Genomic DNA, 12,210 nt, shown 5'->3' on the forward strand with positions numbered 1-12,210 from the left:
ACGACTCTACGCCGAGTGCGCGTCGCCGCGAGTCAGCTCAAGGGCAGACGCAGGTGCCAGTACACCGGTAGTCAAGCGTGCAGGACGTGCCACAGGCCGCCACGCAGTTGGCCTCGGTGCCGTACCACCTGACGTAATTGCACGTCCAAAGCCGCGAGCAGATGGCCTGCTGCGTGACGCTCCCCTCGGGGAGCTGCTCATCGACGGCGCCGGGCTCGGACACGGGGGCCTGCTCGGGCTCGTACGTGCCGCCGCAACCCGAAACAGAGACGGCAACGCCAACGAAGACAGCGACGAGGGACAGGGGGATTCGCATGGGGACACTCCGGGGTTTTGCGAGGTGGACTTCAGGTGAGGTGTTGAGGAAGAGACGGCGCATGAGGACCTTTCCTTGCCCGGGAGCGGCAATTCCAATCCATGGCCTGCGGATGCGACTGTCTTTGTGTACATCCCCGAATCTCCAAATGCAATGAAGTCAGGAAATGCCCGCGAATGCTCCATGGGGAGGGTCGGCGGGCAAAGATATTTCCATTCATGCGGCAGGTAGGAGCATCCTGTCCCATCCCAGTGTGCATGCCACCGCAGGGGAGCGAGGGATCGATGAGGCAACACCGTGTCTGGCCACTGCTGAAGCAGACCCTGTCCGAGTGGATGGACGACAACGTGCCCGCGCAGGCGGCGGCGCTCGCCTACTACACGCTGTTCTCCGTGGCCCCGATGCTCATCATCGCCATCGCCGTGGCGGGCTTCGTGTTCGGTCAGGAGGCGGCGCAGGGGGAGATCCAGAAGCAGCTGCAGAGCCTCATCGGCGACGCGGGCGCGAAGGTCGTCCAGGACCTGGTGGCCAGCGCGAGCAAGCCCAGCTCGGGCATCCTCGCCACCGTCGTCGGCATCCTCGTGCTCGCCTTCGCCGCCACGGGCGTCTTCGCCCAGCTCCAGGACTCGCTCAACACCATCTGGAAGGTGAAGAAGAAGCCGATGAACGGGTTTCTCGCCTTCGTGCGCCAGCGCCTGCTCTCCTTCGCGATGGTGCTGGGCATCGGCTTCCTGCTGCTCGTCTCGCTCGTGTTGAGCGCGGCGCTGGCTGCCGCCGGCACCTTCCTCATGGGACTGATGCCCGGCTGGGAGACGGTCCTGCAGCTCGTGAACCTGGCCATCGCCTTTGTCGTGACCACGGTGCTCTTCGCGATGATCTACAAGGTCCTGCCCGACACGCGCGTCGCCTGGAAGGACGTGTGGCTCGGCGCCGCGGTGACCAGCCTCCTCTTCAGCCTGGGCAAGCTTGCCATCGGCCTCTACCTGGGCAAGAGCAGCGTGTCCTCCTCGTACGGGGCCGCCGGCTCCTTCGCGGTGCTGCTGCTGTGGGTCTACTACTCCTCGCAGCTGCTCTTCCTCGGGGCGGAGTTCACCCAGGTGTACTCGCGCCAGCACGGCAGCCGGCGCGCGGAGCGCCAGGCCGCGAACCAAGGGCCTCCGCCTGCCTGACTTTCCAAGTGAACCCTGAGGAGGGATGGATTCCAGGGGTCGCGTCGAATGTGATGGACCTGTTAGGTTGTGGCCGAGGTTCGGCGCAATGGCCCAGCGAGGGGAAGACGTTCAGGCGTATCCGGAGGCCCTGGCGCCCGGTACGGAGGTGGGTACCTGGCGCGTGGTGGAGCGGTTGGGCGTGGGTGGATTCGGCGCCGTGTACCGGGTGGAGGACGGGGCGCGGCCCGGAGAGTTCTACGCGCTGAAGCTCGCGCTGCATCCCGGCGACGAACGGGCCGAGCGTGAGGTCGCGCTGCTCCTGAGCCATGCCGTTCACCGGAACGTGGTGCGCTTCCACGCCTGCGGCAGGTGGCCTCATCCGCTGACGGGCTCCCTCTACTTCGTCATGGACTGGGTGGCGGGCCGACCGCTGGACACCTGGGCCGAAGAGGTGAACCCGAGCTACCGCGAACTGGCTCAGGCCGCCGGCAAGGTGGCCCTGGCCTTCGATGCGCTCCATGGGGCGGGAGTGCTGCACCGTGACGTCAAGCCCGCGCACATCCTCATCCGGGAGCCGGACGGCGAGCCGGTGCTCATCGACTTCGGCATCGGGGACTACGCGGGCGCGGCCACCATCACCCAGCAGCCGGTGCCCCCGGGCACGCCGCACCTGCGCAGCCCCGAGTCGGTGCGCTTCCACCAGGAGAACCATGGCCGGCCGGGCGCCCGGTATGCGTACCAGCCCACCGATGACCTGTATGCGCTGGGCGTCAGCCTCTACCGGGCGGTGACAGGGCACTTCCCGTTCCCGCCGCACCTGCCGCCCGACATGCTGTCCCTGGGTAAGGCCACGCTCCCCGGTGCGTCCTCATGGATGTTCCATAGCTGAGGAGCTCCCATGAACCGCACCAGGTACTGCTTCAGCCAAGCGCTTGTGCATCTGACGCTGGTGGGGGCCGTCTGCGCCCCCGCAGGCGTCCCTTGCCGGCACGACGACCGCGCGCGCCGACACCACCGCGAGCTCACGCGCGCACCACGCCCAGGAGGGCACAGCCATGTACCGCACCCACTTGCAGATGCACCCCGCACCGGCCCGGGCTGGCCAGCCGGTGACGCTCACCCTCACCGTCCGGGATGGGGAAGGGCGGGCCGTGTCGCGGCTCACGCCCTCGCATGAGAAGCCCATGCATCTGTTCGTCGTCTCCAGGGACCTGCGCCACTTCGCGCACGTGCATCCGTCCCTGGCCGGCGACTCCTTCCGTCTCCAGCACACCTTCGCGGCGGCAGGGGAGTACACGCTCTTCGTCGACTACCAGCAGCCGGGTCACGGCCAGGTGGTGGACCGTCACAACGTGCACGTCGAGGGCGCCGCACACCCGGTGGCCGCGGCGCTGACGGAGTCGCCCAGGACGCAGCGCTCGGATGGACTCGAGGTGACGCTGCAGAGCGACGCGGAGATTCACGCAGGCGAGCCCGCCATGCTGCACTTCGACGTCACCGACGCGGCGACGGGTAAGCCAGTGATGGACCTGGAGCCCTATCTGGGCGCGATGGCGCACTTCATGGTGCTGAGCGCCGACGGGCAGGACTTCGTCCATGTGCATGCCCTCGACGCCCGTGGCAGCGCCTCGCGAGTGTCGGCGCATGCGGTGTTTCCACGCTCGGGTCTCTTCAAGCTCTGGGCGCAGGTGCAACGCCATGGCGGGGTGGTGACGGTGCCATTCGTCGTGCGTGTGGACGCCGCCAGGGCAGGTGGGCACGCGCAGCACCCGCACTGAGCACTTCCCACGTCCGGGCCAGCCTCCTGCCGTCATGGGCGGCCGGAGCCGAGCCGTTCCTGCTCCTCCTCGAATGCCGCCACCACGGCGTCGATGACGGCGCGCACGCGCGGCACATCCTTCAGGTCGGGGTGCACGACCAGCCACGACTCACGCTCCGGAGGAGGGGCGGGTGGCGGCAGGGCGATGAGGCCGCCTTCCTCGTCCGCGAACCAGCGCGGCAGCAGCGCCTTGCCGAAGCCGGCCCGGACCGCCGCGAGCTGCCCTGTGAGCGTGTTGGCTCGCAGCACGACACGGGCGCCGGCCGCGTTGCGGGCGAGCCACTGCGCTTCGGGGATGTGGGCGAGTGAGTCGTCCAGGCCGACCCACGCGGACGTGTCCCCGTCCGGCGCCGCGTAGACGCCATAGGCAAGGCTGGCGAGGCGGCGGGTGACCAGCTCCCCCTGCCGTGGGCGCGCAAGCCGGACGGCCAGGTCCGCCTCGCGCTTGGCGAGGTTGAGCGAGCGGGGATCGCTCACCACCTCCAGGACGATGCCGGGGTGGCGCCGGTGGAGCGCGGCAAGGCGCGGAATGAGGAGTCGCTCGGCAAGGGGCTCCGGCGCCGTCAGCCGCACCGTGCCCGTGAGCCCGGCCTCCTGACCAGCGCGGCGCAGGATGCCCTGCGCGCGCTCCTCCATGTCCGCGGCCAGCTCCAGCACCCCCGCCCCTTCGGCGGTGAGCACGTAGCCGTCCGCGCGACGGTCGAACAGGCCGCGGCCGAGCACCTCTTCCAGGGCGGCGATGCGGCGGCCCACCGTGGCGTGGCTGACCTTCAGCTCCCGTGCCGCCGCTGACAGACTGCCCGCCCGCGCCAGGGCCCCGAAGCCGCGCAGGTCGTCCCAGTCCAGCGGGCCTGACCGTTTTTGCACACCCATTGTGCGAAGATTACGGAGGGCTGTGCAGGGATGCACGGGTTACCGAGGAGCCTCACACGAACTCGAGTGGAGCCCTCCATGAACGCCCCCCGCACCCTTCTCTCTCTTGCCGGCGCGCCGGCCCACCCCTCTCCGTTCGACCGCGCCGCGCTCGTCATCGTCGACGCCCAGGCGGAGTACCTGCCCTCCGGGCACCTGCCGCTGCCCGGCGTCGACGCCGCGGTGGCCGAGACCGCGCGCCTGCTCGAGCTGGCCCGCCGCAGCGGCACGCCTGTCTTCCACGTCGTGCACCACGGCCCTGCTGGCGGCCCCCTCTTCGACCCACAGGGGCCGGGGAGCGCCATCGTCTCCGCGCTGACCCCCAGGGACGGCGAGGCGGTGGTGGCCAAGGCGCTGCCGAACTCCTTCGCTGGCACGGACCTGCACGCGCGCATCGCGGCGACTGGCCGGACGGAGCTCATCGTCGCCGGTTTCATGACGCACATGTGCGTCTCGGCCACGGTCCGCGCGGCCCTCGACCTTGGCTACCGCAACACGGTGGTGGCGGCGGCGACCGCAACGCGCGACCTGCCCGACATGCTGGGGGGCGTGGTACCGGCCGCCGAGCTGCAGCGCAATGAACTCGCCGCGCTGGCCGACCTCTTCGCCGTGGTGGTGAAGGACAGCGGGGCCTGGGCGTAGGGGCATGCCCCTCCTCGCTGGGGGCGTGGCGCACGGCCCGCCGTCGAAGCGGCTGCCCTCCTGGTAGGCAGCGGGCGTGGCTTCTCGCTGAAACATGACAACCGGCTGGACATCTCCCGAGCATGAGCGCCTCTGAAAAGCAGAAGCCTTCGCACGTGGCTTTCGGCAGCCCCGCGGACGATGGTCGCGTGGCCGCGTTGCTGAGCAACCAGGCGACCTTCCTCTCCTTCCTGGAGCGTCGCGTTGGCCGTCGCGACGTCGCGGAGGACCTTTTCCAGGAGGTGCTCGCGCGAAGTATCGGGCGCCTCGACACGCTGCGAAGCGAAGAGGCCGCCGTGGCGTGGTTCTACCGGTCTCTGCGCAATGCGGTGGTGGACCACTACCGCCGGCAGGGCAGCTCCGCGCGGGCGCTGGAGTCGCTTGCGCGCGAGCTGGAGGGCGACGCGGCCACGCCCGAGGTGCGCCACGCAGTCTGTGAGTGCGTAGGACGGCTGGTGGGTTCGCTCAAGCCAGAGTACGCGGCGGCGCTCCAGCGCATCGAGGTCGAAGGTGCCTCGGTGAAGGGCTTCGCGGAGGAGGCGGGCATCACCGCCAACAATGCCGCAGTGCGCGTGCATCGGGCCCGCACGGCGCTCCTCCAAAAAGTGGAAGCCGCGTGCGGCAGGTGCGCACAAGAGGGCTGTCGGGACTGCAGCTGCGGCAGGTAGCGACGCTCCACGGCGCTTGATTTCCCCGCAGTGCCGCCCGCGCAGGGCCACGAGCCCCGGGGGTGTAATGCCCCACGCGGCATTTGCGTCCCCCAGGGACTCGGCATCTTGCCCATCGAGGGGAATCCACCATGTCCGCCGCTACCTCCGTCCCGTCCAGCCCGGGCGCCACCTTCACGGGTGGACGCCGGCTGGGATTGTCCCTGCTCGTCATCGCGACGGCCCAGCTGATGCTTGTCCTGGATGACACCATCTCGAACATCGCACTTCCCAGCATCCAGGGGGACCTGCGCATGTCCGCGACGAACCTGCCCTGGGTCGTCAACGCCTACCTGCTCGCCTTCGGAGGCCTGCTGCTCTTTGGCGGGCGGGCGGGTGACCTGTTCGGGCGCAGGCGCGTGTTCCGTGTGGGCATCTCCATCTTTACGCTCGCATCACTCTTCAGCGGCCTTGCTCCCACCGGCGAGCTGCTCATCGCCGCGCGCGTCCTCCAGGGCATGGGTGCCGCACTGACAGCCCCCAACGCCCTTGCGCTCATCGCCACCACCTTCCCGGCCGGCAAGCCCCGCAACCTGGCCATGGCCGTCTACGGGGCCATGTCCGCGCTCGGCATCACCGGGGGGGTGCTCCTTGGCGGCGTGCTGACGGGCGTGTTGGACTGGCGCTGGGTGTTCCTCATCAACCTGCCGGTGGGCGCGGCGGTCCTCGCTGGCACCCGCACCCTCGTGGAGGCCGAGCGTCGTACGGGCCGGCTCGACGTCGTGGGCGCCGTCACAGGGACCGGAGGCATGCTGGCGCTCGCCTTCGGCATCACCCGGGGCGGGGCGCATGGCTGGGCAGACGCGCTGACGCTGGGGGCATTCGCCGCCGCCGCTGTCCTGATCCTCCTGTTCCTCGTCGTCCAGGCGAGGAGCGCGCATCCGCTACTGCCGCTGGGCCTGCTCAAGGACCGGAATCGTTCAGGCTCCTACGTCACGATGCTGTTCCTTGGCGCCGCGCTGATGGGCACCTTCTTCGTGGGGACGCTCTTCATGCAGCACGTGCTGCACTTCAGCCCGGTGCGCACCGGCCTTGCCTGGCTGCCCTTCGCCGTCGGCATCATTGTCGCGAGCGCCGTCAGCTCCAGGCTGGTGGAGCACCTGGCTCCGCGCGTCGTCGCCGTGCCCGGCATGCTGGTGGCCGCACTGGGGATTTACTGGCTGTCCCGGCTGGACTCTGGCTCCCGCTATCTGACAGCCATGGCGCTGCCCATCTTCCTGACCTCGGCAGGCTTGGGGATGGCCATCGTGCCGCTCACGCTCAGCGTCGTGCACGGCGTGGAGCAGGAGGCGGCGGGTCTGGCCTCGGCGGTGCTCAACACTTCTCAGCAGCTGGGGGCCGCGCTGGGCCTCTCTCTGCTGACGACCGTCTCCACCGCGGCAGCCGACGCCCGGTTGCATCAGGCGGCCAAGGGTCAGGCGCTCGTGGCGCGGGCGGCTGAAGCGCTGGAGCACGGCTACACCACGGCGCTCTTCGCCGTGGCCGCCGCAGTGGGAGTCGCCGCCATCCTCACGGCCGTCACCGTCACCACCCGCCGCCCCCAGAGCGGCGCTCCGGTGCAGGGCGCCTAGAGCGCATTCGCAGCCCAGGGCTGCACGGCATGGAGCGCGAGTTCGGGGGGGGCGCGCGTGCCGCTTGTGCGGCGGCCTGGCCCAGCTGCGTCCTTTCGAAGGTCCCGTCCACGGGGAACTCACATGAACCACACGAGACTCTGCCTTTGTCAGGCGCGTCTTCACCTCACGCTGGTGGTTGACCTGAGACAGGGTGACGCCGGGGCGTGGGCTCCACGGTCCGTTGCGACAAAGCTCCGGTTTCCCGCGGGGACCCTGCAATGAACCCGGTGCTTGGGAACAACGCGCCGGGCCGCGACCTGCGCATGCGTTATATGTGGTTGGGTCTGGTGATGCTCTCTGGCATTGGCGCGCTCGCCCTGCAGCTCTACCGGTTGCAGGTCATCCGCTACGACGAGTACACGGCCAGGAGCGTCGCCAACTTCGTCAAGGAGACACGCATCCTCGCGGACCGCGGGATGATCAAGGACGCGACCGGGCAGCTCCTGGTGCAGAACCGCCCCTCGTTCGACGTCTTCGTCACCCCGGCCTTCTGCCAGCGGTGCGACGTGGAGGTGCTGCCGCGCCTGGGCCAACGGCTCGGCTGGGACGAGACGGCCCTGAAGAAGGCCGCCGACGACGTGAAAGCCGGCCGGGCCAAAGCCCCGTTCCGTCCGGTGCCCATGCGCGTCGACCTGTCGCGCGATGAACTGGACGTGCTCAGCGCCCAGGGCCGCGACATGCCCGGCGTGGACGTGGTGGTCGTGCCCCACCGCGCCTACCGCGCTGGCACGGTGCTCTCGCACGTGCTCGGCTACATGAACGAGATTTCCGACCGCGAGCTCGAGCGGCAGGCGGAGGACGGGAATGACAAGCGGCCCTACCAGCAGGGGGATTTCATCGGACGTGAGGGGATCGAGCACTCCTTCGAGTCCACGCTGCGCGGCGTGGACGGGGTCAGGCGCGAGGTGGTGGACGCGCGCGGCCAGCGCCTCCCGCACCTGCAACACCTCATCGACCAGGAGGAGGTGACGCCGCACCCGGGCAACAACCTGGTGCTCTCCATCGATATGCGGCTGCAGGCGGTGGCGGAGAACGCCTTCCCGGGCGTGGCGGGCGCGGTGGTGGCCATCGATGTGCGCACTGGCTTCATCAAGGCCATGGTGTCGCGCCCGGCGTTCGACCCCAACGTGCTCACCGGCCGCGTCACCGCCGCCCAGATGCAGGCATTGGCGAAGGACCCGTTGCAGCCAATGCTCTTCCGCCCCACCGCGCAGCACTACAGCCCGGGCTCGACCTTCAAGGTCATCACCACCCTGGCCGCGCTGCGCAGCGGGCAGTTCCACGCCCACAGCACGACCCTGTGCGGCGGGGGCTACCGGCTCGGCAGCCGCGTGTGGCGCTGCTCCCTGGACCGCGGCCACGGTCCGGTGGACGCCAAGGTGGCGCTGCAGAAGTCCTGCAACACCTGGTTCTTCAAGGTGGCGGACACGCTTGGACTGGACCCCATTGCCGAGGTGGGCCAGGAGTTCGGGCTCGGCCAGCCGACGGGCATCGGCGTGGTGGGTGAAACGCCCGGCATCATGCCGACCGAGGCGTATTACGAGCGCCATCACAAGGGGGATGGCGGCTACAACCAGGGCTCGGCTCTGAATGGTTCCGTGGGGCAGGGAGACGATAACGCCACGCCGCTCCAGATGGCGCTCGTCTACGCGGCCATCGCCAACGGCGGCAAGGTGTGGGTGCCCCAGTTGGTGCAGTCGGTGGAGGACTCGGCGGGCAGGGTCATCCGCACCTTTCCTCCCAAGCTCGCGCGCACGGTGGAGATGAAACCGGAGCACCGCAAGGTGCTGGTGGACGGCCTGGTGGCGGTGGTGAACGAGCCGGGCGGCACGGCGTATCGCACGCGCCTGGAGGACGTGGTCATCGCGGGCAAGACGGGCACCGCACAGGTGGCGCGCATTGGCGCGGTGCGCCTCAAGACGCACCAGATGGATTACTGGACACGCCACCATGCATGGTTCGCCTCCTTCGCACCCGCAGATGCTCCCGAGCTCGCGATCGTGGTGCTCAACGAGCACGGAGGTCAGGGGGGCATGGACGCGGCGCCAGCGGCCCAGGCGATCTACCGAAAGTACTTCGACATGAAGAAGGAGGCTCCGCGCGCGGCAGACCCGGCCGACGACCCTTGAGTGGACGAGCTGCCTGCGTGGGCGACAGGGAGCCCAGGGGGCGCAGTACTCCGTGGCGAAGTCCCGCATGAAGTGGAACATGTTCGCCAGCTCCGCGGCGCCGGGGAGGTTGAACGTTCGGTACACCTCCGGCGACATCGACTGATAGACCACCTCCTGCCCGAGCACCTGCTTGAGCGTGCTCGCGATCTCCGCGCCCGACAGGTGCTCGCTGGCCAGGCCCACCGTCCTGCCCACGCCCTCCGGCCCCCGCTGGAAGATGCCGTGGAGACAGCCGCCCAGGTGCTCCATGGCCAGGCCCGGCAGCTTCTGGTCCTCCGTGGGCAACACGAAGTCGAGCGTGCCGTCCGCGTTGCGCTTTGAGCCCATGCCGAACAAGAGCAGCGTCTCCCAGGGCAGCGACGTGCGCACGAACGTCACCGGCACGCCCAGGTCCGTGAAGGCGGCGTCGCTCTCACCCTTCACGTCGAACTGCGGGACCTTGTACTTCCCCTTGAGCGTGGGCATCCGCATGTCCCCGGGCGGCATGAAGCGCCGCGTGTCCTCCTCGTACGGGGCCGCCGGCTCCTTCGCGGTGCTGCTGCTGTGGGTCTACTACTCCTCGCAGCTGCTCTTCCTCGGGGCGGAGTTCACCCAGGTGTACTCGCGCCAGCACGGCAGCCGGCGCGCGGAGCGCCAGGCCGCACAGGCGCCCCAGTCCGGGAACCAGGGGCCTCCACCTGTTGGACCTTCCACGTGAGTACCAGGAGCACGGCGACGCGACTTCGTCTGGGGTGGCCCTGCGCGAGGGCCACCCGAGCAGGCCGGGCGGGCCCGCTGCTTCAAAGCACGTCGTTCTCCACCAGCGTGGCGAAGATGCCTAGGCCCAGGAAGGCCACGCCCAGCACGATGTAGAGCACTGCCATCCCGAGGGCCCGGCCCCCCGTCGCCTCCATGTGCATCGAAGGGTGGGGATCGAACGGGTTCTTCGGCAGCTGCGAGTGCATTGCCTTGCCGAGCAGGCCCGGCCACGCCCCGGAATGCGCGGGGTTCACGACCGTCATCCGCTTGCGCACCAGGGCTCGCACGCCAGACACGAGGAAGAACAGGCTGAAGCCTCCGGCGATGATGAGCACGGCTGGATTGATTTTCATGGGACGGCAGCTTCCTCGGCCCCGGGGCCAGTGCGCAAGCCACGGCCGTACGCCGCGACTCGCTGCACACTCGGCCCGCGGCCCATCGCCAGGGCTCAGAGGTCGTCCTCACGCAAGGCCATATAGGCGTCGTGCTCGAACTGCCAGACCGCTTCGGTGGGGAAGCGGTCTTTGATCGTGGTGGCGAACGCGTTGTAGCCGCCGTTGATGGCCATGATGCTGTCGAACACCAGGCCAAGGACCCTGGGCAGGTCCTCGTCCGTGGCCGAGTTCATGTGGCGCACCTCCACGATGACCCCATCGCTCATGTCGCCATAGGGCCCCACTGTTTCCGTCCCCAGTGCGCCCATCGAGTCCTCCGCCTGGCAGCCGGGTGGCGGGGACATCAGGTCCTTCTTGCTCGGGCCAGGGTTCACGATGGAGTCCATCCACTGACGGAGGGTCGGTCCATGGGAGGTCTGCCCCTTGAAGAAGCCCTGGAGCGGCTGAAGTTCCCTCTTCGTCAATGCACCGCTGACCGTGAAACCTCCGGGATAGACAAAGGCGGAATCGGTGAGGTCCTTCTTCAGTTTCATGACACCCAGCATCCCCTTTGTCTTGTTGAGCACCCCCAGCAGTCCGTCCAGGTCCTGGAAGGCAAGGCGCGCGGTGGGACTCAGGACTTGATACATGGCGTGGAAATCCGTCCGATGCATCAAGGGATGGTTCTTCTTGGGATAGTCCAGCTTCTTGTCCCGGCGGACCCCACCCATCAGGACATAGGTGTAGAAGAGCGACACCAGTCCTCGCAACGCCCTGCGGTCTTCCGTGTCAAGGTTCTTCGTCTTGACGAACCGCATGGCCATCGCCCTGGAGGCTTCGTAGAGGGCCGACTTGTCCTTGAAAATGGCATTCAAGTCTTTGTCGGTCAGGAACTTCATCAGGTTTTCCATCGTCCCCAGCCGTACGCCGACCGAGGCCTGGGGTCTCCCTGACACGACCTTCGCGGTGTCATGCACGTAGACAATTTTGGTATGGCTCAACGTATGGCAGATGTCCGAAAGCTTCTTGCCATCCGAAGCCTCCTTGATCGCATCAATGCATGCCTGTATCCGCTTCAACGTCTCCATGAGGTGCGCACGGCCGGCGGTGGATTCCTCGAACGGGTCGGTCCTGAACTCCAGGTCCCCTTCGTCACAGAGGATCTGGAATCCCTGTCCTTGCGCGATCTCAAGCCCGGCGACCTTGATGAGAGAGCTTCGGCTCTTCTTCGCGCTGTTGTGAAACGTCGCACTGGTCTGGAACTCAAAGCCAATCTTCGGCTGTGCAGCCAGGCTGAACGCCTGCCGTGGGCCTCCGAAGAAGCGCGCCGCCTCAGCGGGACCCAGCCGGCCCTGGAGCGCCAGGGCCCCCAGGAGGTCCGCCTCGTGCTCCAGCCGCGAATCCACCACCAGCGCCGTCGCCCCCTGGCCCCCCGGCACGCGGCCCGCCCGCTGCTGGAGGACGTGCACCAGCTCATGCGCCAGCAATGCCAACCCGTCAGGTGAGGCCAGCGCCGGGTGCCCGGGAGCGAAGTAGAGGTCCGTCCCCACCGTGAGCGCCGCCATGCCCGGGGGCAGGGCGTGGGTTCCCTCGTGGAGGCGCACGTCGCCAAGCCCTTCGCCAAAGCCTGACTCGAAACGCTGTCGCACCGCGACGGGGAGCGGGCGTCCAGAACCTGCCTGGGCGGGCGGTGGCAAGGCATCAACGATGGGCGGGACCGGCATGGAG

General features: G+C 68.6%; 12 protein-coding genes and 1 pseudogene. 8 read left to right on the forward strand and 5 right to left on the reverse strand.

Going from position 1 to position 12,210, the window contains the following annotated elements; genetic code table 11:
* Positions 1-37: 37 nt before the first annotated feature.
* Entirely contained in the window at positions 38-316 is a 279-nt protein-coding gene (locus tag D7W81_RS13750; protein WP_120555821.1) for a hypothetical protein, read from the reverse strand.
* 284 nt (positions 317-600) lie between these two features.
* Here D7W81_RS13750 and D7W81_RS13755 point away from each other — a divergent pair, with 284 nt between their 5' ends.
* From D7W81_RS13755 to D7W81_RS13765, 3 genes are all read left to right on the forward strand, one after another.
* Positions 601-1,485 carry a YihY/virulence factor BrkB family protein gene (locus D7W81_RS13755; protein ID WP_120555822.1) on the forward strand — a complete coding sequence of 295 codons (885 nt, stop codon included), beginning with the start codon at positions 601-603 and terminating at the stop codon, positions 1,483-1,485.
* Between the two features lie 88 nt (positions 1,486-1,573).
* On the forward strand, positions 1,574-2,356 hold the full coding sequence (locus D7W81_RS13760; RefSeq protein ID WP_120555823.1) for a serine/threonine-protein kinase: 783 nt from the start codon (positions 1,574-1,576) through the stop codon (positions 2,354-2,356).
* A gap of 166 nt (positions 2,357-2,522) precedes the next feature.
* Complete coding sequence (locus D7W81_RS13765) at positions 2,523-3,245, forward strand: DUF8832 domain-containing protein (RefSeq protein WP_120555824.1); 723 nt, start codon at positions 2,523-2,525, stop codon at positions 3,243-3,245.
* A 32-nt stretch (positions 3,246-3,277) separates the two neighbouring features.
* On the opposite strand, the gene D7W81_RS13770 is transcribed toward D7W81_RS13765, so the two are convergent.
* Entirely contained in the window at positions 3,278-4,153 is an 876-nt protein-coding gene (locus D7W81_RS13770) for a LysR family transcriptional regulator (RefSeq protein WP_208721297.1), read from the reverse strand.
* Between the two features lie 72 nt (positions 4,154-4,225).
* On the opposite strand from D7W81_RS13770, the gene D7W81_RS13775 reads away from it, so the two are divergent.
* The 4 genes from D7W81_RS13775 to mrdA all read left to right on the forward strand — a co-directional run bounded on the left by D7W81_RS13775 (position 4,226) and on the right by mrdA (position 9,328).
* Complete coding sequence (locus D7W81_RS13775; RefSeq protein WP_208721298.1) at positions 4,226-4,840, forward strand: cysteine hydrolase family protein; 615 nt, start codon at positions 4,226-4,228, stop codon at positions 4,838-4,840.
* 122 nt (positions 4,841-4,962) lie between these two features.
* On the forward strand, positions 4,963-5,547 hold the full coding sequence (locus tag D7W81_RS13780) for an RNA polymerase sigma factor (protein WP_120555826.1): 585 nt from the start codon (positions 4,963-4,965) through the stop codon (positions 5,545-5,547).
* Positions 5,548-5,678: 131 nt separating this feature from the next.
* The gene (locus D7W81_RS13785) at positions 5,679-7,157 is read left to right on the forward strand and encodes an MFS transporter (protein WP_120555827.1); all 1,479 of its coding nucleotides are present in this window, start codon (positions 5,679-5,681) and stop codon (positions 7,155-7,157) included.
* 260 nt (positions 7,158-7,417) lie between these two features.
* Positions 7,418-9,328, forward strand: coding sequence for a penicillin-binding protein 2 (mrdA, locus tag D7W81_RS13790; protein ID WP_120555828.1), 1,911 nt, complete (start codon positions 7,418-7,420; stop codon positions 9,326-9,328).
* A 111-nt stretch (positions 9,329-9,439) separates the two neighbouring features.
* On the opposite strand, the pseudogene D7W81_RS44585 reads toward mrdA, so the two are convergent.
* Positions 9,440-9,856: pseudogene (locus D7W81_RS44585) on the reverse strand (NmrA family NAD(P)-binding protein); the annotation flags it as partial.
* Here D7W81_RS44585 and D7W81_RS44590 point away from each other — a divergent pair.
* Complete coding sequence (locus D7W81_RS44590; protein ID WP_438503359.1) at positions 9,855-10,067, forward strand: YhjD/YihY/BrkB family envelope integrity protein; 213 nt, start codon at positions 9,855-9,857, stop codon at positions 10,065-10,067. The pseudogene D7W81_RS44585 and the gene D7W81_RS44590 overlap by 2 nt on opposite strands.
* Before the next feature lie 82 nt (positions 10,068-10,149).
* On the opposite strand, the gene D7W81_RS13800 is transcribed toward D7W81_RS44590, so the two are convergent.
* Both D7W81_RS13800 and D7W81_RS13805 read right to left on the reverse strand, forming a co-directional pair.
* On the reverse strand, positions 10,150-10,461 hold the full coding sequence (locus tag D7W81_RS13800) for a hypothetical protein (RefSeq protein WP_120555829.1): 312 nt from the start codon (positions 10,459-10,461) through the stop codon (positions 10,150-10,152).
* 95 nt (positions 10,462-10,556) lie between these two features.
* A partial coding sequence (locus D7W81_RS13805) for an eCIS core domain-containing protein (protein ID WP_147445472.1) occupies positions 10,557-12,210 on the reverse strand: 1,654 nt, incomplete at its 5' end.

It is taken from the genome of Corallococcus aberystwythensis, assembly GCF_003612165.1.
GTDB lineage: Bacteria > Myxococcota > Myxococcia > Myxococcales > Myxococcaceae > Corallococcus > Corallococcus aberystwythensis.